At 73.8% G+C, this 22,036-nt stretch carries 20 protein-coding genes and 1 pseudogene; 14 read left to right on the forward strand and 7 right to left on the reverse strand.

From position 1 onward, the window contains the following. Window positions 1-141 precede the first annotated feature (141 nt). The gene (locus GA0074696_RS05980; RefSeq protein ID WP_088960177.1) at window positions 142-1,278 is read left to right on the forward strand and encodes a glycerophosphodiester phosphodiesterase; all 1,137 of its coding nucleotides are present in this window, start codon (window positions 142-144) and stop codon (window positions 1,276-1,278) included. 430 nt (window positions 1,279-1,708) lie between these two features. Here GA0074696_RS05980 and GA0074696_RS05985 read toward each other — a convergent pair whose 3' ends face one another. After that, window positions 1,709-1,975, reverse strand: coding sequence for a GntR family transcriptional regulator (locus GA0074696_RS05985; RefSeq protein WP_231925276.1), 267 nt, complete (start codon window positions 1,973-1,975; stop codon window positions 1,709-1,711). 277 nt (window positions 1,976-2,252) lie between these two features. On the opposite strand from GA0074696_RS05985, the pseudogene GA0074696_RS31660 reads away from it, so the two are divergent. The 7 genes and pseudogenes from GA0074696_RS31660 to GA0074696_RS06020 form a co-directional block, all read left to right on the forward strand. Further along, window positions 2,253-2,438 (forward strand): annotated as a pseudogene (locus GA0074696_RS31660) (DivIVA domain-containing protein); the annotation flags it as partial. A 521-nt stretch (window positions 2,439-2,959) separates the two neighbouring features. Continuing rightward, complete coding sequence (locus GA0074696_RS05995) at window positions 2,960-4,165, forward strand: substrate-binding domain-containing protein (protein WP_088960180.1); 1,206 nt, start codon at window positions 2,960-2,962, stop codon at window positions 4,163-4,165. A gap of 3 nt (window positions 4,166-4,168) precedes the next feature. Further along, window positions 4,169-4,912 carry an ABC transporter ATP-binding protein gene (locus GA0074696_RS06000; RefSeq protein WP_088960181.1) on the forward strand — a complete coding sequence of 248 codons (744 nt, stop codon included), beginning with the start codon at window positions 4,169-4,171 and terminating at the stop codon, window positions 4,910-4,912. After that, window positions 4,909-5,637: an ABC transporter ATP-binding protein gene (locus tag GA0074696_RS06005; protein WP_088960182.1), complete on the forward strand. Its 729-nt coding sequence runs from the start codon at window positions 4,909-4,911 to the stop codon at window positions 5,635-5,637. The genes GA0074696_RS06000 and GA0074696_RS06005 overlap by 4 nt, the downstream gene beginning before the upstream one ends. Then, the gene (locus GA0074696_RS06010; protein WP_088960183.1) at window positions 5,634-6,524 is read left to right on the forward strand and encodes a branched-chain amino acid ABC transporter permease; all 891 of its coding nucleotides are present in this window, start codon (window positions 5,634-5,636) and stop codon (window positions 6,522-6,524) included. Before GA0074696_RS06005 ends, GA0074696_RS06010 begins: the two co-directional genes overlap by 4 nt. Then, window positions 6,521-7,645, forward strand: a complete 1,125-nt coding sequence (locus GA0074696_RS06015) for a branched-chain amino acid ABC transporter permease (RefSeq protein WP_088960184.1) — start codon at window positions 6,521-6,523, stop codon at window positions 7,643-7,645. Before GA0074696_RS06010 ends, GA0074696_RS06015 begins: the two co-directional genes overlap by 4 nt. Before the next feature lie 117 nt (window positions 7,646-7,762). Continuing rightward, window positions 7,763-8,509, forward strand: coding sequence for an SDR family NAD(P)-dependent oxidoreductase (locus GA0074696_RS06020; RefSeq protein WP_088960185.1), 747 nt, complete (start codon window positions 7,763-7,765; stop codon window positions 8,507-8,509). 63 nt (window positions 8,510-8,572) lie between these two features. Here the strand turns inward: GA0074696_RS06020 and GA0074696_RS06025 are convergent, their stop codons facing one another. Then, on the reverse strand, window positions 8,573-9,397 hold the full coding sequence (locus GA0074696_RS06025; RefSeq protein ID WP_088960186.1) for a hypothetical protein: 825 nt from the start codon (window positions 9,395-9,397) through the stop codon (window positions 8,573-8,575). Between the two features lie 141 nt (window positions 9,398-9,538). On the opposite strand from GA0074696_RS06025, the gene GA0074696_RS30665 reads away from it, so the two are divergent. The 4 genes from GA0074696_RS30665 (at window position 9,539) to GA0074696_RS06045 (ending at window position 15,133) form a co-directional block, all read left to right on the forward strand. Then, the gene (locus GA0074696_RS30665) at window positions 9,539-11,581 is read left to right on the forward strand and encodes an AfsR/SARP family transcriptional regulator (RefSeq protein ID WP_157745828.1); all 2,043 of its coding nucleotides are present in this window, start codon (window positions 9,539-9,541) and stop codon (window positions 11,579-11,581) included. 56 nt (window positions 11,582-11,637) lie between these two features. Then, the gene (locus GA0074696_RS06035) at window positions 11,638-13,758 is read left to right on the forward strand and encodes a RecQ family ATP-dependent DNA helicase (RefSeq protein ID WP_088960187.1); all 2,121 of its coding nucleotides are present in this window, start codon (window positions 11,638-11,640) and stop codon (window positions 13,756-13,758) included. Window positions 13,759-13,920: 162 nt separating this feature from the next. Beyond that, a complete protein-coding gene (locus tag GA0074696_RS06040; RefSeq protein WP_088960188.1) occupies window positions 13,921-14,148 on the forward strand; it encodes a heavy-metal-associated domain-containing protein in 228 nt (75 codons plus the stop codon). Continuing rightward, on the forward strand, window positions 14,141-15,133 hold the full coding sequence (locus tag GA0074696_RS06045; protein ID WP_407940554.1) for a hypothetical protein: 993 nt from the start codon (window positions 14,141-14,143) through the stop codon (window positions 15,131-15,133). Before GA0074696_RS06040 ends, GA0074696_RS06045 begins: the two co-directional genes overlap by 8 nt. Before the next feature lie 40 nt (window positions 15,134-15,173). On the opposite strand, the gene GA0074696_RS06050 is transcribed toward GA0074696_RS06045, so the two are convergent. Continuing rightward, a complete protein-coding gene (locus GA0074696_RS06050) occupies window positions 15,174-15,590 on the reverse strand; it encodes a helix-turn-helix domain-containing protein (protein WP_088960189.1) in 417 nt (138 codons plus the stop codon). A 257-nt stretch (window positions 15,591-15,847) separates the two neighbouring features. Here GA0074696_RS06050 and GA0074696_RS06055 point away from each other — a divergent pair, with 257 nt between their 5' ends. After that, a complete protein-coding gene (locus GA0074696_RS06055; RefSeq protein WP_088960190.1) occupies window positions 15,848-16,288 on the forward strand; it encodes a hypothetical protein in 441 nt (146 codons plus the stop codon). A 45-nt stretch (window positions 16,289-16,333) separates the two neighbouring features. On the opposite strand, the gene GA0074696_RS06060 is transcribed toward GA0074696_RS06055, so the two are convergent. Next, window positions 16,334-17,491 carry a class I SAM-dependent methyltransferase gene (locus GA0074696_RS06060; RefSeq protein ID WP_088960191.1) on the reverse strand — a complete coding sequence of 386 codons (1,158 nt, stop codon included), beginning with the start codon at window positions 17,489-17,491 and terminating at the stop codon, window positions 16,334-16,336. 338 nt (window positions 17,492-17,829) lie between these two features. Beyond that, window positions 17,830-19,545 (reverse strand): DEAD/DEAH box helicase, encoded by a 1,716-nt coding sequence (locus tag GA0074696_RS06065; RefSeq protein ID WP_088960192.1) that lies wholly within the window; start codon window positions 19,543-19,545, stop codon window positions 17,830-17,832. A 291-nt stretch (window positions 19,546-19,836) separates the two neighbouring features. Here GA0074696_RS06065 and GA0074696_RS06070 point away from each other — a divergent pair, with 291 nt between their 5' ends. After that, on the forward strand, window positions 19,837-20,484 hold the full coding sequence (locus GA0074696_RS06070) for a ferritin-like fold-containing protein (protein WP_088960193.1): 648 nt from the start codon (window positions 19,837-19,839) through the stop codon (window positions 20,482-20,484). A gap of 57 nt (window positions 20,485-20,541) precedes the next feature. Here the strand turns inward: GA0074696_RS06070 and GA0074696_RS06075 are convergent, their stop codons facing one another. Next, on the reverse strand, window positions 20,542-20,769 hold the full coding sequence (locus GA0074696_RS06075) for a DUF3107 domain-containing protein (protein ID WP_088960194.1): 228 nt from the start codon (window positions 20,767-20,769) through the stop codon (window positions 20,542-20,544). Between the two features lie 65 nt (window positions 20,770-20,834). Further along, on the reverse strand, window positions 20,835-21,473 hold the full coding sequence (locus GA0074696_RS06080; RefSeq protein WP_088960195.1) for a TetR/AcrR family transcriptional regulator: 639 nt from the start codon (window positions 21,471-21,473) through the stop codon (window positions 20,835-20,837). Window positions 21,474-22,036 lie beyond the last annotated feature (563 nt).

Raw genomic sequence — 22,036 nt, forward strand, 5'->3', positions numbered from 1 at the left:
GACAATCTTCCGGTTCCGGGCATCTGCGGGTCGGTGAATGGCGTATCCCGCAGGGTTCACCGGCTGGTCAGTCGCCGACCAACTGGCGGTCAGCCCGGACCGGTCTGCTGGGCGGCGACCAATCGACGACAGGAGACGGCGTTGCGACGTACCCTTTCCGCCCTCGGCCTGGCCGCCGCCCTGCTCGGGGTGGCCGTCGCTGTCCCCGGCTCGGCGTCGGCCCGCGAGGACGACACCGACCGCGCGGACCAGGCCGGCCGGGACCGGGCCAGCCACCGGCCCATCGTGATCGGCCACCGCGGTGCGAGCGGCTACCGCCCCGAGCACACCTTGGAGGCCTACCGGCTGGCGATCCGGATGGGCGCCGACTACATCGAGCCGGACCTGGTCTCGACGAAGGACGGCGTGCTGGTCGCCCGGCACGAGAACGAGATCTCGGGTACGACCGATGTGTCGACCCGGCCGGAGTTCGCCGGCCGCAAGGCCACCCGGACCATCGATGGCGTCGCCGTCACCGGCTGGTTCACCGAGGACTTCACCCTCGCCGAGCTGAAGACCCTGCGCGCCAAGGAGCGGCTGCCGCAGGTCCGGGTGGCGAACACCAGCTTCGACGGCCGGTTCGAGGTGCCGACGTTCCAGGAGGTCATCGACCTGGCCCGCACCGAGAGCCGTCAGCGGGGTCGGACCGTCGGCGTCTACCCGGAGACCAAGCACTCCAGCTACTTCGCCGCCATCGGGCTGCCGCTGGAGGAGCCGCTCGTCGCGGTCCTGCGCAGGAACGGGCTGACCCACCGGAACGACCCGGTCTTCGTGCAGTCCTTCGAGACCGCCAACCTGCGCAAGCTGGACGCGCTGATCGACGTGCCGCTGGTGCAGCTCCTGGACGCCGCCGGTCGCCCGTACGACTTCACCGCCGCCGGCGACGCCCGCACCTACGCCGACCTGGCCACCCCGGCGGGGCTGGCGTGGATCGCCGGCTACGCCGACGGTGTCGGCCTGAACAAGAACCTGATCGTGCCCCGCGACGCCACCGGCAAGCTGCGCGCGCCGACCACGGTCGTCCGGGACGCGCACCGCGAGCGACTGGTGGTGCACGCCTGGACCTTCCGCGCCGAGAACCAGTTCCTCCCGGCCGACTTCCGGATCGGTGCCGACCCGAACGCCCGCGGCGACATCACCGCCGAGTACGAGCTCTTCTACGGCCTCGGCCTGGACGGCGTCTTCGCCGACCAGCCCGACACCGCGGTCGCCGCCCGCGCCGGCCTCGCCGAGCGCTGACCGCCACCGCTGCCGCACCCCGACCGAAGCGCCGCCGCGAGCCGCGCCCACCGAGACGGCTCGCGGTGGCGGAAGGTCCCCATCGGGTACGCGAAAAGGGGGTGTCCGGTCCAGTCGGGCACCCCCGTTTCGGCGGAACGGAGCCGAGCGGGGCCGGGCTCTCCGAGCGGAGCCTGATGACCTGGGCCGAGCCGCAGTCGCTGCGGGGAGTCAGGTGGTGTCATGCGGCCCTTTAGAGCTGATGACGTAAACGAATCAGCCCTGTCGGGGCGGATGCCGCGGCGGGCGGAGCTTGCGCTCCATGCTGGAAGTGGTGCTGTCGCTCGGCCGCAGCGGGCCACTACCAGGCGGACGAGCACGATCTGTGGGATGGCGCGCGGCATCGAATCGCTGAGTCGTTTACGACATCAGCTCGGAAGGCTTAGAACCCCTACTGCGCCGGGCGCTCCGCGACGTAAGTGCCACGGCCGGGCTGACCGATGATCAGTTCACGGTCGTGCAGCAGTGAGAGGGCGCGGTACACCGTGCCGGTGCTGACGTCGTAGATCTTGGCAAGTTCGCTGGTAGACGGGAGCTTGTCGCCCGGCTTCAGTTCGCCGCTCTTGATCTTGCCGGCGATCTCGTCGACTATGCGCCGGAATGATGGCTGTGCAGTGGGCATGGTGAGGACTCCGGTTGGTTCGGCAGGTCCGATCATGCCTGACTTGCTTGAGTAACTGCAATAAGTAGAGCTGACGTAACCGTGTGGGGTCGACTTGCTGTAACTGCTGTAGTAGGTTGCTGGATGTCCGGCTCCGGTTGGTTCGGCAAACCCTGGGGGCGGACACCCAAGGTTGGCTCCGGGGTCGTACCGCCGAGGAGGGCTGCGGTCGCGGGGCCGGCGGCCCGGTCCGCGTCCCCTATCGGTGGACCGGGCCGCCTTCCAGCGCGACGACCCGCGATGACGCGATGACGCGACGACCGGAAGGTGGCTCATGCGCAACGTGCTCTCCCTGTTCCGCCGCGCCTCGCGGCGCCACCCGCACCGTCCGCCGAACGCCGGCTGGTACCGCTCGGAGTCGTGCCGGCCGCTGACCGCGGGACAGATCCGCGAGCAGCAGTTCCATCAGGTACGACGCGGACTCGACCCGGTCGAGGTGCACGCGTTCCTCCATCGGGTCGCCGCTGAGCTGGCCAACGCTCGGCGGGACCTGGCGCTGACCACCGAGAAGAACGTGGTCGCCACCGACCTGCCCGCCGCGCTGCGCCTCGCCCGTGCGATCACCCGGGCGCTCGGCTTTCTGCCCGGAGTGGACGGCGGTGGCACCACCGTGTCGGCCGAGGACGCGCAGGCCGTACGCCCGCGCTGACACCCGTGGTGTTCCACCGGTGAACCGTGGCGGCCGTGTGGGGAGGAGCGGACCGCGCGAGTGGCGGCGAACGCGGCGAGCGACAGCGGAGGGCGGGCGGAATGAGAAACGGCCGGAGATGCCGGGGGCGATGGCGGGACGCGACACAGGGGCGGGCCGGGTGGTGGCGGTACAAGCCACCACGAAGCGGGAGGTAACTTTCACCCGACCGCCGATTGTTACGGTCGGCCACCCCGTCCGCATCACTTGTGTGCCGGGGCCACATAGCCCGTGGGTGACGTCACTTCTAGCGTGAGCCGACAACATGCTTCCTGTCCTCACCTGGAGTCGCGATGACGGTCCGGCACACGCGGCGGGCGTTCCTCTCCGCCGCCACGATGATGGCCGCGGCGCTCGCCGCCACGGCCTGCGGCAGCCCGCAGGACACCGCCTCGGGTGGCGGTGACTCCGCCGCCCCGGTCAAGGTCGGCCTGGTGTACTCCCAGTCGGGTGCGCTGGCCAGCTACGGCAAGCAGTACATCGAGGGGTTCAAGGCCGGCCTCGACTACGCCACCAAGGGCACCGGCAAGGTCGGTGACCGCAAGATCGAGCTCACCGAGGTCGACGACGCCGGCGACCCGGCCAAGGCGGTCTCCGCCGCCAAGGACCTGATCGGCAAGGGTACGAAGATCGTTGCCGGTTCCACCGCGTCCGGCGTCGCGCTGCAGGTCGCCCCGATCGCCGCCCAGAACAAGGTGCTGTTCATCTCCGGTCCGGCCGCCACCGACGCGCTCACCGGCGCGAACAAGTACACGTTCCGCTCGGGCCGGCAGTCGTACCAGGACGTGGTGACCGCCAAGTCGTTCATCGGCGACCCGGCCGGCAAGAAGGTCGTCGTCTTCGCGCAGGACGGCGCCTTCGGCGACGCCAACGAGGCCGCCGTCAAGGCCGTCATCGGCGGCGCCGGTGCCAGCGTCAGCAGCGTCCGCGCCCCGGCCAACGCCTCCGAGTTCACCCCGTTCGCCAGCCAGATCAAGGCCGCCAAGCCGGACCTGCTCTTCGTCGCCTGGGCCGGCACCACCGCCCCGGCCATGTGGCAGACCCTCGACCAGCAGGGCGTGCTGAGCTCGACCACGGTCGTCACCGGCCTGGACATTCGCGCCTCCTGGCCGACCTTCGGCGCCGCGGGCAGCAAGATCTCCTTCCTGTCGCACTACTTCGACGGGGCCAGCGACACCGAGGCCGCGAAGGCCGCCAAGGCGAAGATCCCCGGCGGGACCATCGACCTGTTCCACCCGGACGGCTTCGCCGCCGCGCAGATGGTCGTCCGCGCCGTGCAGGAGGGGGGCGACGACGTCGACAAGATGGTCAAGGCCCTCGAAGGCTGGACGTTCGACGGGGTGAAGGGGTCGATGACCATCCGCGCCGGCGACCACGCGCTGCTCCAGCCGATGTACCAGGCCAAGCTCTCCGGCAGCGGCACCGCGTTCACCGCCGCCGCCCAGAAGAGCCTGACCGGTGACGAGACCGCGCCGCCGGTCACCCAGATGAAGGGCTGAACCGTGCTCGCCACCCGCGGTCTGACCTGGCGGATCGGAGAGGTCGCCATCGTCGACAGCGTCTACCTCGACCTGGCGCCCGGGGAGTTCCTGGGCGTGATCGGGCCGAACGGCGCCGGCAAGACCTCCCTGTTCAACCTGATCACCGGCCTGCGCCGGCCCACCGAGGGTCGGATCCTGCTGGACGGGGAGGACGTCACCGCCCTCCCCCCGCACCGGCGGGCCCGCCTCGGGCTGGGACGCACCTTCCAGGCGTCCTCGGTCTTCGGCTCGCTCACCGTCCGGGAGAACGTCCGGCTCGCGGTGCAGGCGTACCGCGGGGGCTCGATGAAGCTGTGGCGGCGGGCGGCGGCCGACCGGGAGGTGGCCGCCGCCGCCGACGCGGCGCTCGACCGCGTCGGCCTGCACCACCGGGGCGCGGCGCTCGCCGGCACCCTCGCCCACGGCGAGAAGCGCAAGCTGGAGATCGCCCTGCTGCTCGCCGGGGAGCCCCGGGTGATGCTGCTGGACGAGCCGATGGCCGGCGTCAGCGCCGAGGACGTGCCCGAGCTGGTCGCGGTGATCAAGTCGCTGACCGGCGACAGCGGTCGGGCGGTGCTGATGGTCGAACACCACATGGACGTGATCCTGGAACTCGCCGACCGGATCGCCGTGATGCACCACGGCGCGCTGCTGGCCTGCGACACCCCGGACACGGTGATGGCCAACGCCACCGTCCAGGAGGCGTACCTGGGGGAATCGCTATGACCGAGCCCGTTCTCAGCGTGGAGGACCTGTCCGTGCGGATCGCCGGGCTGCACATCCTCCAGGGCGTGTCGTTCACGGTCGCGCCGACCGGCGTCACCGTGCTGCTCGGGCGCAACGGCGTCGGCAAGACCACCACGCTGCGCGCGATCGTCGGCCTGACGCCGCGCAACGGCGAGGTCCGGGGCGCCATCCGGATGGGCGCGCAGAGCCTGCTCGCCCGCCCCACCCACCGGCTGGTCCGCGGTGGGCTGGGCTACGTGCCGGAGGACCGCTGCGTCTTCGCCGGCCTGACCGTCGCGGAAAACCTGCGGCTGGCCGAGCGGCGGGGGACCATCCCTGCGTACGACAAGGTCTTCGCGCTCTTCCCGGAGCTGGACCGGCGCGGACGGCAACGGGCCGGCTCGCTCTCCGGCGGGCAGCAGCAGATGCTCGCCATCGGCCGGGTGCTGCTCAACGACAACCGGCTGCTGCTGGTCGACGAGCCGACCAAGGGGTTGGCGCCGAAGGTGGTGACTGAGGTGGCCGAGGTGCTGGAACGGGTGGCCGAGTCCGTGCCGGTGCTGCTGGTCGAGCAGAACCTGGCCGTGGTCCGGCGGCTGGCCCGGGACGCGGTGGTCCTCGCCGCCGGCCGGGTGGCCTGGGCCGGCAACGCCCAGGAACTGCTGCTGGAGACCGGACTGACCAAGTCGCTGCTCGGGGTCGGCTCGGCGGAGGTGCACTCGTGAACACCGTGATCCTGCTGGCGCTGACCGGGCTCGGCCTGGCGGCGCTCTACTTCCTGGTCGCCTCCGGGCTCTCCCTGGTCTTCGGCCTGGCCGATGTGCTCAACTTCGCGCACGGGCTCTTCCTCGGCGTCGGCGCGTACGCGACCTGGTGGGCCGCGGGCAACCTGCCCGGCGCCGGCTCCGACGGGTTCGGCTTCGTGGTGGCTGTCGCCTTCGGGGTGCTCGCCGGTGCCCTCGTCGCGGTGCTGGTGGAGCTGGTGCTGATCCGGCCGCTCTACTCGCGGACCATCGAGCAGGTGCTGGTCACCGTCGGCCTGTCGCTGGCCGGGGTGGCGCTGCTCCAGGCGACCTGGGGCGCCGACGCCCGCCCGTTCCCGCGTCCCGAGTGGACCCGTCAGGTGACCTCGATCCTCGGCGCGAACGTGCCCAACGGCGGGCTGCTGCTGATCGTCACGGCGGTGCTGGTGCTCGGCGCGCTGCTCGCCTTCCTCCGCTGGACCCGCTACGGCCTGGTGATCCGGGCCGGGGTGGAGAACCGGGAGATGGTGACCGCGCTCGGGATCGACGTCCGCAAGGCGTTCACCCTGGTCTTCGCGATCGGCGGGGCCGCCGCCGCGCTGGCCGGCGCGCTCGGCAGCGTCTACTTCGGCACCGTCTCGCCCGGCCAGGGCGGCTCGCTGCTGATCTTCGCGTTCATCGTGGTGGTGATCGGCGGGATGGGCTCGGTGGTCGGGTCCGCGTACGCCGCGGTCGCGGTGGGGCTGCTGCAACAGTTCGTCAACTACTACGGCGAGTCCGGACTGGGCGACATCTGCGTGGTCGGGCTGCTCGCCGTGGTGCTGCTGCTGCGTCCGCAGGGCTTCGCCGGAAAGGTGGCAACGGCATGACCGAGGTCAAGAGTCCCGAGGTCCCGGCCCCGCCCGCGGCGGTGCCCGACGAGCTGACTCCGGGACGCCGCCGCTGGCACGGCGTACGGCCGTGGCTGCCGCTGGCGGCGCTGGCGGTGGCGGCGATCCTGCCGTACTCGACGGTCAGCCTGCCGGGGATCTTCGAGGGGCCGCTGAACTCACCCGGGACCCTGCAACTGCTCGCCGTGTGTCTGGTCTTCGGCGGGCTGGCGGCCGGGTACGATCTGCTGTTCGGCCGTACCGGGATGCTCTCGTTCGGGCACGCGCTCTACTTCGCCGCCGGCGTGTACGGCACGGACATCCTGGTCACCCGGGCCGGCCTGCCGCTGTGGCAGGCGGCGCTGCTCACCGTCACCGGGGCGACGATCCTGGCCGCGCTGCTCGGCGCGGTCGCGCTGCGCACCGTCGGGATCGCCTTCGCCATGGTGACGCTCGCCTTCGCCCAGGTCGGCGCGATCCTGGTGGCCCGGGACTTCGGCGGGTGGACCGGTGGTGAGGAGGGGCTGCCGCTGGACGTGTCCGGGCTGCCGTCGGCCCTGGTCGGGGTGACCAACACGGTCAACCTGTACTGGCTGGCGCTGGCGTACCTGGCGGTGGTGGTCCTGGTGGTGCACCGGGTCTCCGGCTCGCCCACCGGGCGGGTGCTGGCCGGGCTGCGCGACGACGAGCGGCGGATCGGGGTGCTCGGGCTCGACCCGTACCGGTTCAAGCTGGTGGCGTTCACCCTGGCCGGCGGCCTCGCCGCGAGCGGCGGGGTGGTCTACTGCCTGATCGTCGGCGGCGCCTCGCCGCACATCACCTCGTCGGAGCTGACCCTGTCGCTGCTGGTGATGGTGGTGCTCGGCGGCCCCGGCACCCGCTGGGGTCCGGTGCTCGGCGGCATCCTCTACATGTACCTGGACCACCGCCTCACCGCCTTCGGCACCAGCGACGCCGTGGAGAGCCTCCCGGCCTTCCTCAGCCACCCGCTGAGCCAGCCGCTGTTCGTCCTCGGCACCGTCTTCATCCTGGCCGTCTACTTCTTCCCCGGCGGCCTGGCCAGCCTCACCTCTCGCCTAACCCCCCTCCGCACCGCCCTAACCCACCACCGCCCCCACTAACCCCCCACCCCCCTCGACCCCGTTGATCATGAAGTTATTGCCGCGACACGCCGTGGGCGGTGGCGATAACTTCATGATCGACGGGGTTTCTGGCTGGGGACGGTAGGGGAGGCGGCGGTGGGGGAGCGGTTGGCCGTGGTGAGCGGTGGGGGAACGGGGATCGGGCGGGCGGTGGCGGCGGGGTTGGCCGCGGACGGGCTCGACGTGCTGGTGGTGGGGCGGCGGGCGGCGGTGCTGGCCGCGGCGGCGGAGCGGATCTCGGCGGAGTGCGGGCGGGCCGGCGCGGTACGCGGCGTCGTCGCCGACCTGACCGACCCGGAGCAGGCGAACCTCGTCGTCGAGGCGGTGGGGGAGCGGGCGGTCGACGTGTTGGTCAACAACGCCGGGGGCTACCTCGGCGGGGAGACCGGCACGCTGGCCGGGGTCGCCGCGCACTGGCGCGCCAACTTCGACGCCAACGTGCTCACCGCCGTGCTGTTGACCGAGGCGCTGCGACCGGCGCTGCGCCGCCCCGGCGGCCGGGTCATCCTGCTCAGCTCGATCGCCGCCCAGCGGGGCGGCGGCGGGGCGTACTCGGCGGCGAAGGCGGCACTGCACGGCTGGGCGTACGACCTGGCCACCCAGCTCGGCCCGGAACAGGTCACGGTCAACGTGGTCAGCCCCGGCTACGTCGCCGACACGGAGTTCTTCGGCGAACGGATGACCCCCGAGGGGCACGCCAAGCGCGTCGCGGCCACCCTGGTCGGGCGGGCTGGCGAGCCGGACGACGTCGCCGCGGCGGTCCGCTACCTGGCCGGCCCCTCGGCCGGGTACGTCACCGGTCAGGTGCTCGGGGTCAACGGCGGGTCCGTGCTCGGCCGCTGACCCCTGCAACGTGAGTGGGGACGCGGCCCCCCGTGTGGCCGCGTCCCCGTTCCTCGTTCTCCGTCAGCCGTTGAGCAGCTCGTACGCCACCTTCGGCGCGTCCTGCGCGGCGCCGCCCGTCGGCGCGGTGACCTTCGGGGCGGTGCCGTAGTCGCGGTACTCGACCACGTACGCGTACGCCTTGTGCCGGCCCACCGCCGGCACCTGGAGGGTCAGCTTGGCGAGGTTGCCGTCCGAGCCGACCTCGGCCGTGAACGGCACCGCCTTCGCCGCGTCGCCGAGCGCGGTCATCTCCTCGGCTTCGAGCACCTTCGCCGCCTCGCCGGCGGTCAGGTCGACGGTCCCCGCGTACCGGCCGGCGCCCTTCTCCTCGACCGCCGTCGCCGCCTCGATCAGCGGCCCGGTGTTGCCGACGTCCACGCCGTCGTAGACCGGCGCGCTCGCGGCGTCGGCGAGTCGCGCGCGGTCCAGCCTGAGCCAGCGATCGGGCAGCTTCGGCAGGCCGGTCAGCCCCTTGGTGCCGGTGAACTTCACCTTCATCCAGGTCTGGTCGGCGACGATCCGGAACGACATCCGGGTGGTGAAGCCCAGGTCGGGGTCCTTGACGGCGGTGGTCAGCTCGGCCCCCTTCGCCGTCGGGTCGACCAGTCCGGAGACGTCGCTGGACGAGTCGTGGCCGGTGAACCGGAACGTCCCCTCCGTACCGTCGGGGACGGCCGCGAGCAGCGCGGCCTTCGGCGTCGGCGCGGCGCTCGACCCCACCGGCGCGGCCGCCCGGTCGCCGTCGCCGGCGTCGCAGCCCGCGACCAGGGCGGTCGCGGCCAGGGCGGCGGTGGAGGTGGTGACGACCCGACGGAGGAGCCCGGCGGTACGGGTGCGCTGTGTCATCGGTTTCTCTTTCTCAGATGTCCGGTGTTGCCGATGACGATGTTGCGGGCCGCCACTGCGGGATGGCTGCCGCTATGCTGCCGTCCGACTGCCGTGCGGCTGCCGCCGGCTCGAGCGGGGGTGTCAGGAGCGGAAACTCGCATGTCAGGAACGCTGCGCTTCGAGATTCTCGGTCCTCAGCGGGCCTGGTACGACGACCGGCAGATCGACACCGGCCCCGGCAAGCAGCGCGCCGTGCTGGCCGTGCTGCTGCTCGCCGCGGGCCGAGCGGTGCCGACCGGGCAGATCGTCGACGCGGTCTGGCCGGAGGATCCGCCGGCCAACGGCCCCAACGTCGTGCAGAAGTACGTCGCCGGGCTGCGCCGGGTGCTGGAACCGGACCGCTCCCCACGTACGCCGGGTCAGGTGCTCACCCTCACCGAGGCCGGCTACCGGCTGCGGGTGCCGCCGGAGGCGGTGGACGCCATCCTGTTCGAACGCTCGGTGCACCGGGCGCGCGGGCTGCGCGCCGAGGGGCGACCCGCCGACGCGGTCGCCGAGCTGCGGGCGGCCACCGACCTGTGGCGGGGTGAACCGCTGGCTGGCCTGCCCGGTCCGCTCTTCGACTCGGCGCGGCACCGGCTGGTCGAGCTGCGCGCCGCCGCCCTGGAGACCCGGGCCGAGCTGGAGCTGGAGCTGGGCCGGCACCGCGAGCTGATCGGCGAGCTGGTGGAGCTGGTGGCCGAGTTCCCGCTGCGGGAGCGGCTGCGCCACCAGCTCATGCTGGCGCTCTACCGCAGCGGCCGGCAGGCCGAGGCGCTCGCCGCGTACCGGGAGATCGGCGACCTGCTGCGCGAGGAGTACGGCATCGAGCCCGGCAACGCGCTTCAGGAGCTGCACCGGCGCATCCTGCGCTCCGATCCGGCGCTCGTGCCCGCCGGTACGGCCGGGCAGCCCGTCCCACCCCCGCCGGCGTCTCCGCCCGCTCCGGCCCCGCCCGCTCCGGCCCCGGCCTCGGCCCCGCCGGCCTCGGCCCCGCCGGCCTCGGCCCCGCCGGCCTCGGCCCCGGTGGCCCCGCCCGCGCCGGCCCCGACCCCGGCGATCCCGGTCCCGGCTGCGGAGGATCACGTCCCGCAGCAGGTGAGCCCCGCCCTCGCCGCGGGGAACCAGCCGCCGCACGCCACCCCGGCGCCGGCTCCGGAGAATCAGGTTCCGCGGCAGGTCACCCCGGTGCCGGCCCCGGGTCTTCAGGTCCCGCAGCAGGTCAACCCCAGCTCCGCCGACCAGGACCAGGCCCCGGAGCCGGGCGGCCCGATCGGTCCGACATCGGGTGGTCCGGCTCTGGACGCCATGCCGGTGGGTTCCGTCCCGGTGCCGCCGGGCCCGAATCCGTACGCCATGGCCGGCACGGTGCCGACCCCACCTCCGCTCGCGGCCACCCCGGCGGGGTACCCCGGCGGGCCGCCGCCGTTCCTGCCCGAGGCGCCGGCGCCCGCGCGGGCGCGCCGGCAGGCACCCCGCTGGGCGAGCGCGCTGGGCACCATCGCCGGTGGCGCCCTGGCGCTGCTCTCGTTCGGTTGCTTCACGTGGGCGGTGATCGGGGCGTACGCGTTGTGGCGGCGCAGCTGGCGGCTCGGGCTGGCGGCCGTCGGGTACCTGGCCGCCGCGGCCGTGGCGTTCGGGGTGCTGGCCACCGGCGACCCGGAAGCGGAACCGTCGTACGTCGAGGTGGTGCTCGTCACGGGGCTGGTGGCGGTCTGCTGGCCGCTCGGGGCCGGGCACGTGGTGCTGCTCAGCCGTGGGCTCTGGCAGGCGATCACCGGCACCGGGAGCCCGCCGTCGGACCCCCTCGCCGAGCATCGCCGGGTACGTCGCGAGCAGGCCCGTTACCTGCTGCACCACTACCCGGCGGCCCGGCACGAGCTGGCCATCGGCCGACCCGACCTGCCCCGGGCCTTCGACGACGGCGGGCTGGTGGACATCAACGCGGTTCCCGACCAGGTGCTCGCGGGGCTGCCGGGGCTCAGCGCGGAGCAGCGCCGCCAGGTGGTGATGGACCGCTGGCTGCGCGGTCCGTTCGGGTCGATGGAGGAACTGGCCGGGCGCTGCCTGCTTCCGCCGACGGTCAGTGACGGCCTGCGCGACGTCCTCCTCTTCCTGCCACCCCTGCCGCCCGCGACGCCCCCGTCGACCGCGCCACGGTGACCGGGCGAACTCCCGGCCGGCTCGGAGATGTCCGGCGCCGCTGGTAGAAATGCCGGATGAGCCAGGATCGGGCGGCGGTACGGGAGCGGGCCGAGGCGGTGCTGCGCCGGCTGGCCGGCGAGCACGCCCGGCTCCGCGAGGACCAGTGGCGGGCGATCGAGGCGCTGGTGGTGGACCGGCGCCGGGTGCTGTGCGTCCAGCGCACCGGCTGGGGCAAGTCGGCGGTCTACTTCGTGGCCACCGCCCTGCTGCGGGAGCACGGCGAGCACGGGCCGACCGTGATCGTCTCGCCGCTGCTGGCGTTGATGCGCAACCAGGTGGAGTCGGCGGCCCGGGCGGGCATCCGGGCCCGCACCATCAACTCCGCCAACCTGGACGAGTGGGACGAGATCACCGCCGAGATCCACGCCGGCGCGGTGGACGTGCTGCTGATCAGCCCGGAACGGCTCAACAATCCGGACTTCCGGGACACCGTGCTGCCGAAGCTGGCCGGCACCACCGGGCTGCTGGTGGTGGACGAGGCGCACTGCGTCTCCGACTGGGGGCACGACTTCCGGCCCGACTACCGCCGGCTGCGTACCTTCCTCGGCAACCTGCCCGAGCGCACCCCGGTGCTCGCCACCACCGCCACGGCGAACGAGCGGGTCACCGCCGACGTCGCCGAGCAGTTGGGCGACGCCCTGGTGCTGCGCGGCACCCTCGACCGCGAGTCGCTGCGGCTGGCCGTGCTGGACCTGCCCAGCCCGGCGCACCGGCTGGCCTGGCTCGCCGACCACCTGGACCGGCTCCCCGGCTCCGGGATCATCTACACCCTGACCGTGGCGGCGGCGGGGGAGACGGCCGAGTTCCTCCGCTCCCGTGGCTGGTCGGTGGCCTCCTACACCGGGCAGGCCGACGACGCCGACCGGCGGGCCGCCGAGCAGGACCTGCTGGACAACAAGATCAAGGCGCTGGTCGCCACCTCCGCGCTGGGCATGGGCTTCGACAAGCCGGACCTCGGGTTCGTGGTGCACCTCGGCGCGCCGCCCTCGCCGATCGCCTACTACCAGCAGGTCGGCCGGGCCGGCCGGGCCGTGGAGCACGCCGAGGTGCTGCTGCTGCCCGGCGTCGAGGACGCGGCCATCTGGCGCTACTTCGCCTCGCTCGCCTTCCCGCCCGAGGAGCAGGTCCGGGCGGTGCTCGGCGCGCTGCAGACCGACCGGCCGCTCTCCACCCAGGCCCTCGAACCGATCGTCGACCTGCGCCGGGCCCGGCTGGAGCTGATGCTCAAGGTGCTCGACGTCGACGGCGCGGTCCGCCGGGTCCGCGGCGGCTGGCTCGCCACCGGCGAGCCCTGGGTCTACGACGAGGCCCGGTTGCGCCGCGTCGCCCAGGCGCGCACCGCCGAGCAGCAGGCCATGCGGGAGTACGCGACCACCGCCGGCTGCCGGATGCGCTACCTGCGCGAGTGCCTGGACGACGCCGGCGCGGGCGACTGCGGGCGGTGCGACCGCTGCGCCGCGCCGCTGTTCACGCCCGAGGTCTCCGACGCCGCGCTGACCGCCGCGCAGACCTTCCTGGGCCGCCCCGGCGTGGAGATCCCGCCGAAGAAGCTCTGGCCGACCGGGCTGGACGCGGTCGGCGTACCCCTCAAGGGGCGGATTTCCCCCGGCGAGCAGGCGCTGCCGGGGCGGGCCGTGGGACGCCTGTCGGACCTGGGCTGGGGTGGGCGACTGCGCGGCCTGGTCGGCCCGGAGGCGGCGGACGGCCCGGTCCCCGACGACGTGGCGGCGGCGGTGGTGGAGGTGCTGAAGGCGTGGGCGCACGGCGACGAGCCGTGGCCGCGCCGCCCGGCCGGCGTGGTCGCCATCGGGTCCCGCACGCACCCCGCGCTGGTCGGCTCGCTGGCCGAGCGGATCGCCGCGGTGGGCCGGCTGCGGCTGCTCGGCCGGGTGGTCCCGACCGGCACGGCCGGGGCCGGCGGGCCGCGCGGCAACAGCGCCCAGCGGGTACGCGCGCTGCACGGCGCGTTCGCCGTGCCGGACGAGCTTGCCGACGCGCTGGCCGGACTGGACGGGCCGGTGCTGCTCGTCGACGACCTGGTCGACTCCGGCTGGACGATGACCATGGTGGCCGGGCTGCTGCGCCGGGCCGGCGCCCCGGACGTGCTCCCCCTCGCCCTCGCCGTCGCCGGCTGAGGGGCACCCTTCCCGGTCCCTGCGGCGCACCGCAGTCGCCGCGGTCTTCGCTGGTCGTCGGCGGGTGCGGGTGGAAAGTTCCCGGCGCGGGTGGATTGGGACAGTCGCCACGCTCGGCGTCGGTACGGCGGACGGCGGCCGGGTCGGCGGTACCGTGGGCGCATGGCCGAGGGAACCGTCACGCAGACCTATGCCGTCACCGGGATGACCTGCGAGCACTGCGTGCGCGCGGTCACCGAGGAGCTGTCCGCGCTGCCCGGCGTCGACGAGGTGCGGGTCGACCTGGCCGCCGGCACCGCGACGGTGACCAGCACCGCGCCGCTGTCCGAGGCGTCGGTCCGGGCCGCCGTGGACGAGGCGGGGTACGAACTGGCCGTCGGCGGTGCCTGAGCACCCACCCACCCCGCCGGTCCGTCCCGAGTCCGTGGGCGGCGAGCGCTCCGGGGTGCCCGACGCCCAACCGGCGGGGGCGGACCGGAGCACGCTGCGGCTGGCGCTGACCGTCGGCGGGCTGGTGCTCGCGGTGCTGCTCGGCTTCGGCCTCGGCCGGGCCAACCCCGGCCCGGGCACGCCCTCGGCGACCAGCGCCGCCGCGGCCACCGCCGAGCACACCCACGCCCCCGGCACCGGCGCGCACGACCACGGCGTTGGCACCGACCAGGCCGCCGACAGCGGCGCCGGCGGTCTCTCAATCAGCTCCGCCGGCCACACGCTCGCCCCGTCGGCCGTGGAGTTCGGCGTCGGCCGGGCCGGCGAGTTCCGCTTCCAGGTACGCGACGAGCGGCGGCGGCCGGTCACCCGGTTCGCTGTCGTGCACGACAAGCCGATGCACCTGGTCGTGGTGCGCCGGGACCTCAGCGGCTACCAGCACCTGCACCCGACGATGGCGCCCGACGGCACCTGGTCCGTACCGCTGACCCTCAAGCAGCCGGGCGTCTGGCGGGCGTACGCCGACTTCACCGCGGTCGCCGACGACGGCCGGCAGACGGCGGCGACCCTCGGGGTGGACCTGGTCGCGCCCGGCGGTTACGCCCCACGGCCGCTGCCCGCCCCGGCCACCACCACGACCGTCGACGGCCTCACCGTCGGGTACGAGGGCACTCCGGAGGTCGGCAGGGCCCTCCCGCTGCGCTTCACCGTCAGCGCCGGTGGCGCCCCCGTCGCGCTGGAACGCTACCTCGGCGCGTACGGCCACCTGGTCGCCCTCCGCGAAGGCGACCTGGGCTACCTGCACGTGCACCCGGTGGCGACGCCGGCGGGCGACACGGTCACCTTCCGGGTGACCGCCCCCGGGCCGGGCCGCTACCGGATGTACCTGGACTTCCAGGTGGCCGGTGTGGTGCGCACCGCCGAGTTCACCGTCACCGTGCCCTGACGACGACGGCGGCTGCCGGGTGGCCGGGGGGACCGGTCGCTCAGCCGGCTCGGCGGACCGGGCGGCGAGCCAGGTAGCGAAGCAGGTCGCGGATGTGGTGCTTCTCCTCGGCCGGCACGGTCGGGTCGGCCAGCCGCTCCAGGATGACCCGCACGTCCGCCTCGACGGGGGAGTCGTCGGCCCGGCGACGCGGCGCGGGACCGGCGTCGGGCAGCCCGAGCGCCCGGAACGCCGCCGCGACGGGCAGGTCGAGGGCCGCGCAGAACCCGCGCACCTTGGCCAGCTCGGGATAGTCCTGCCAGTCGCCGGCGAGCCAACGGAAGACGGTGGAGCGGCCGACCCCGGTGTGCGCCGCCAGGTCGCTCACCGTCCAACCCCGCTCGTCGCGGGCGTCGTCGATGGCACGTCGCACGAAACGTGCGAAGGCCATCTGCGGTGATACCTCTGCGGAACCCATTCCTGCGGGGTCTTCCCTTTCCGGCCGGAGCCCAGATTCGGTGCGCCCTCCCAGGGTAGTACGACAAGGTGTCGGAGCAGCCGACCGATCGACCCGAACGTCCCGCCGACCGGACTTCGGCGTCGGTGGGCGCCGCATCCCGGCATTTGTGCTGGTCCTGAGGTCAGCGTTGATAGACAGGTATCAACTAAGCTCGACGCGCCGGCGCCACCAGCGACGTGGCGCTGACGAGTCCCGGTGCACCGATGAGGAGCAGCATGGCCGACCCCGTCCTTCCGGTGCCGCACCGCCCGGGTGCGGTCAGTATGTTCTTCGTGGCCAAGGCCGGCGTGTTCGCCCTCGGCTGCTGGATCTGGCTGCTGGTGCTGGTGCTGACCGGCGACGAGGCCACCGGCGCGCACGTGCTGGCCGCCACCGGCGCGATCACCACCACCCTGGTCGGCGTGGTGCTCGGCATTCGGCTGGCGTTGCAGCGCAGCGCCGCCGTCCGGCACGCCGAGTTGAAGCGGCTGCTGGTCGACATCTCCTGGAACGCCTTCGCCGCCGCCGGCAACGCCGAGACCTCGGGCAAGGTCGTCCCGTTCCCCACCGCGCCGGGCGAGGACGAGCGATCTCCGCGGGAACGGATCTCGGTGTTCGACCGGGCCCCGGGGGGCGAGCGGTCGGGGCGGGACCGGGGCGGCGACCGCCGTCGCTGACCCGCGCCGCCGCCGACCTCAGGGGGTCGTCGGGGGCGGCCGGTCTCAGGCTGTCGGGCCGGCCTCGGTCAGCAGCGTCTCCAGGCGCGGCGTGATCCGCCACTGGTCGACCAGGTCCCGGTACTCGGCCCGCTGCCCCTGGGTCGGCCCGGTGCCGGTACGGCGGGCCCGGATCAGCAGGTTGCGCGGGGTGTGCCGGGAATCGACGAACTCCACCACCTCGGCCCGGTAGCCGTGCAGCCGGAGCAGGCCGGCGCGCAGCGAGTCGGTGAGCACGTCGGCGAAGCGTTCCCGCAGGATGCCCTGCCGGGTCAGCAGCTCGTACGGCGCGGGAGCCGGGTGCGCGCGTAGCTGCGCGGCGATGTCGTGGTGGCAACACGGGGCGGCGAGCACCCACCGGGCGTCCCAGCGCACCGCGCGGGCCAGCGCCTCGTCGGTGGCGGTGTCGCAGGCGTGCAGCGCCAGCACCAGGTCCGGGGCGGGCTCGACCACCGCGTCGGCGATGGTGCCGGCCACGAAGGAGACCTGGTCGGCCCAGCCGAGCCGCTCGGCCAGCTCGGTGTTGCGCCGCCGCTGGTCCTCGCGGACGTCCACGCCGACCAGCTCGACGTCGAGACCCCGCTGGGTCAGGTAGCGGTGCGCGGCGAAGGTCAGGTACGCGTTGCCGCAGCCCAGGTCCACCACCCGCAGCGGGCCGGTCAGCTCGTCGGGGAGCGTGGCGGCGAGCGCGCGCAGGAACGCGTCGACCTGGCGGCGCTTGGCGGCCGAGCCGCCGATCTCGGCGAAGATCGGGTCGCCCGGGTCGAGCAGGTACTCCTTGGCGCGGTCGTGGCCACCCGGCTCGGCGTCCGGGCGGCTCGCCGCCGCCCGGTGCACCTGCGCCTCGCCGGACTTGGTCACCCGGAGCTGGAGCGTGGCGTCCGCGGTCTCCACGTGCCAGTTGCCGAACGGCTCGGCCAGCAGCGCGTCGACCGCCGCGCCGGCCTCCGCCCCCGGAGCCACGTTGCGGGTGTACGGCCGGGCGCCGTCGGAGGTGGAGATCTGCAATCGGGGGCCGGCCTTGAGCGCGACCGGGCGCAGCTCGGCGCGGACCACCGAGGGGCGCTGCCCACGGCGGCGACCGGCGGCGACCGCGCGGGTCAGCGCGGGGTCGAGCAGCAGGGCCCGGACCTCGGTCAGGGCGGCGTCCAACGGTTCCGGCATCCCACCATCTTCCTTCCTGGTCCGGGCCGCCCGTCGGCAGGCCACCGCATGGTGCCGTGCGTCGCTCGTCCGCCGCGCCGGACCGGTCCCCGCGCGTCGGCCGACACCGGAGCACCCGGGCGGACGCTTTGCTCTGCTGCCTCGACGGCAACACCGCAGGCGGTTTTGTGTTGCGGTCGAGGCAGCAGAGCAAAGCCTGCGGGCAAGCTCCCTGGGGACGGGCGCCAGGTCGGAGTCCGGTCAGGAGCCGCACCGGAGAACCGTCGAAATCCGGCACCGGAAAAGGGGACGTCCCCCGAACCGGTGAACGGTGCGGGGGACGTCGGGTGTCGCAGCGGTCAGTCGGCGATCGCCTCGGCCGGGGTACCGGCACCGGAGCCGCCACGGCGGCGCCGGCGACGGCGCGGCTTCGACGACTCGCCCTCGACGGCGGCCACGGCCGGCTCCGGGGAGCCGGTGTCGGTGGCGACCGCCGCGGTCGACTCGCCCGCGACCGCCTCGCCGGCCCGGCGACGACGCCGGCGGCGGGGGGTGCGGGTGCCTTCCTCGGCGGCGGCGTCGGCCGGCGCGTCGGCGGCCGACGTGCCGGCGTCGGAGTGACCGCCGCCCCGGCGCTCGCCCCGGCCCCGGCCCTCGCCACGGCTCTCGCCACGGCTCTCGCCACGGCCCTCGCCACGGCCCTCGCCACGGCTGTCGCCGCGCCGGGAGCCCCGGCCGCTCTCGCCGCGCCGTGGCCGGCCGCCCAGGTCCTCCTCGACCTCGGCGGAGAGCCCGGCGCGGGTCCGCTCGGCGGTCGGCAGGGTGCCGGTGATCTCGGTGGAGATGCCGAGGTCGGTGTAGAGGTGCGGAGAGGTGTGGTACGTCTCCGGCGGCTCCGGCATCTCCAGGCCGAGCGTCTTGTCGATGATCCGCCAGCGGGGCATGTCGTCCCAGTCGACGAAGGTCACCGCGACGCCCGTGGCCCCGGCCCGGCCGGTACGACCGATCCGGTGGGTGTAGGTGTCCTGGTCCTCGGGGCAGTCGTAGTTGATGACGTGGGTGACGCCACTGACGTCGATGCCCCGGGCCGCCACGTCGGTGGCGACCAGAGTGTCGATCTTCCCGGCCCGGAACGCCCGCAGTGCCCGCTCACGGGCGCCCTGACCCAGATCGCCGTGGACGGCGGCGACCGCGAAGCCGCGGAAGTCGAGGTCCTCGGCCACCCGGTCGGCGGCCCGCTTGGTCCGGGTGAAGATCATGGTCAGTCCGCGCCCCTCGGCCTGGAGGATCCGGGCCACGATCTCGACCTTGTTCATCGAGTGGGTGCGGTAGGCCAGCTGCTGGGTCTGCGGCGACGGGCCGGTCTCGGCGGTGTGCCCGGCGTGGATCGTCATCGGACGGCGCAGGAAGCGCCGGGAGAGCGTGACGATCGGGTCCGGCATGGTGGCCGAGAAGAGCATGGTCTGCCGGTCCTCCGGCAGCATCGCCAGGATCTTCTCGACGTCGTCGAGGAAGCCCAGGTCGAGCATCCGGTCGGCCTCGTCGAGAACCAGCGCGCGCACCCGGTCGAGCCGCAGGTGCTTCTGCTTCTGCAGGTCCATCAGCCGGCCGGGCGTGCCGACCAGGATCTCCACGCCCTTGCGCAGCGCGTCGATCTGCGGCTCGTACGCCACGCCGCCGTAGATCGGCAGCACCCGGACGCCCCGGGTCCGGCCCGCGGCGGCGAGGTCCTTGGCGACCTGGATGCCCAGCTCGCGGGTGGGGACGACGACCAGTGCCTGGGGCACGCCGTCGCTGCCCTCGCCCGGCGCGAAGACCCGCTCCAGCAGCGGTACGCCGAAGCCGAGGGTCTTGCCGGTGCCGGTCGGCGCCTGGCCGATCATGTCGGTGCCGCGCAGCGCGATCGGGATCGCGTACTCCTGGATCGCGAAGGCGCGGGTGATGCCCGCCGCGGCCAGGGCCACGACGGTCTCGGGCCGCGCACCGAGCGCGGCGAAGGTGGGGGCCTCCGGACGGACCGGGGCGGTGGGGGCCAGTTCGTGGCCACCCAGCTCTTCGAGAATCTGTTCGCTCATCTGGATCTGGGGGTGCCCTCTCGTGGTGCGCCCCGTCTTGTCCTCAGGGCGCGTTCGGTTTGGCGCGGGCCACGCGGTCGGGGGCGGATTCGCCGAGCCGGACCGGGCCGCACGCGCGCCGCAGGCAGGACTTCGATCAGATCGGCGCCCGCGGCAACTGCTCCATACTACCCGAGCGACCCTGCGCGCGTCCCCGAGCGCGGTGACCGGCACTTCGCCGGGGGTGTCATTTGTGACCTGCGTCACTGTTTTTGGGTCTCGGTGTGCCCGTTTGGGCGGTACCCTGCGCTCGTGTCCGCCCCGACAACATCCGAGGCCGTGGTCGACCTGCTCGGCCTGGTCGCCTACGGCGAGCTGCTCGCCTTCGACCGGATGGCCGCCGACGCCCGACTCGCCCCCGACCTGCGCCGCCGGGCCGCGCTGAGCGAGATGGCCGCCGCCGAGATCGGTAACTACCGGCGCCTCGCCTACCGGCTGGCCGCGCTCGGGGTGTCACCCGACGACGCGATGGCGCCGTATGTCGGGCCGTTGCAGGCGTACCACGACTCGACCGAGCCGAAGGACTGGCTGGAGGCGGTCACCAAGGCGTACGTCGGTGACGCGATCACGGACGACTTCCTGGGCGAAATTGCCGACACGCTGGACGAACCGGACCGGCAGCTCGTGCTGGACGTGCTGCACGAGTCCCGGTACGCCGAGTTCGCCGCGGCCGAGATGCGCGCGGCGATCGGGGCCGACCCGCGGGTGGCCAACCGGCTGTCGATGTGGGCGCGGCGGCTCGTCGGCGAGGCGCTGTCCCAGGCGGGCCGGGTCGCGGCGGCGGACCGGGGCGCGTTGACCGCGCTGATCGCGCGGGACGGCACGGACGTGCAGGCGACGTTCCGCCGGCTCACCGCCAAGCACACCGCCCGGATGGCCGCCGTCGGGCTGAACAACTGACCCGCCCGGTCGGGCCCGGCCCGCGGCGGGCGCACCCGCCGCGGTGGCCGGACCGGATCAGCGGACGGTGAACCCGACCGCCCGCGGGGACGCCTCGGCGATCTCGACGTAGGCGACCTTGTTGACCGGCACGATGACCCGCCGGCCCTTCTCGTCGGTCAGGGACAGCGTCCCCTCGTCCTTGCCGAAGGCGTCGGTCACGATCTGCTCGATCTCGGCCGGCGACTGCGCGCTCTCCAGAACCAGCTCGCGCGGCGCGTACTGCACGCCGATCTTGACCTCCACTGTGCCTCCTCAGGTGGGCGAAAGAGCCGCCGTTGGGAAGGCTATCCGATCTCGGGGCCGGATGTTCAGGCTGACTCACCTTGCAGCGGGAAGCTCGCGATCCCACGCCACGACAGCGCCGCGACCAGCGCCTCCGCCTCCGCCTTGGGCACCTGGCGACCGCCGGCCAGCCAGAACTGGGCGGCCGTCTCGGCCGCCCCGACCAGACCGGAGGCGAGCAGCTCGGCGTGCTCGCGGCTGACGCCGGTGTCCGAGATGATGGTGTCGGTGATCGCCGCGATGGCGCCCTGCTCGACCCGCTCGACGCGCTGCCGCACCGCCGGGTCGTTGCGCAGGTCCGACTCGAAGACGAGACGGAACGCCTCGCTCTCGTGGTCGACGAAGTCGAAGTAGGCGCGGACCGAGGCCCCGACCCGCTCCTTGTTGTCGCTGGTACCGCGCATCGCGTCGTGCACCTTGGCGACCATGGCGTCACAGTGCGTGTCGAGCAGCGCCAGGTAGAGCTCCATTTTGCCGGGAAAGTGCTGGTAGAGCACCGGCTTGGAGACCCCCGCCCGCTCGGCGATGTCGTCCATCGCGGCAGCGTGGTAACCCTGCGCGACGAACACCTCCTGCGCTGCCGCGAGCAGCTGCTTACGGCGGGCCGAGCGGGGCAGCCTGGTGGGCCGGCCGGCGGTCTGCGCACCGTTCCCCACAGCGGTCATGGGAACCTCCGAGTTTCTTCCTACGAGCCGGCACTTTTATCCCGTACCGGTCCGGGGCATGTACCCCGGTCCCGGAATTGGCCCGCCGCTGTAACTTATCGCCACTGTCACCACACGGTAGCCTCAGCGAGGGCGACCAAGGAGCGCGCGGTGAGTGAAACAGGGCAACCCGGTGCCGCCACCCCGGGAGAGCACGGTGACGGGACGGGTCAGCAGGACGACCTGGCCCGTTCCGTCAGCGGGTGGGCACCCCCGGCGACCGGGTGGTCCGGCGGGGCGGACGCCCCCGCGTACCGGGACACCGTCGCCCCCTGGCACCGGCCCGACCTGGCAACCGGCTGGGCCGCCTCCTCCGCGCGCCACGGCGACCTGCCGGCGCCGCTGACCGACCCCGAGCCCGACCCCGCGCCGCGCAACGGGCGCGCCCACCTCAACGGCGTCGGCCACCCCGGCGAGGAGCCGCGCGGCCGACCGTCCCCGGTGAGCGCCCCGCCCGCCGACGCCCCCCGCTTCGGCGCTGACCTGCGGCGGGACGCCGACGGCGACCGACTCGTCGTACCGGC

Origin of the sequence: Micromonospora purpureochromogenes (genome assembly GCF_900091515.1) — a bacterium.
GTDB lineage: Bacteria > Actinomycetota > Actinomycetes > Mycobacteriales > Micromonosporaceae > Micromonospora > Micromonospora purpureochromogenes.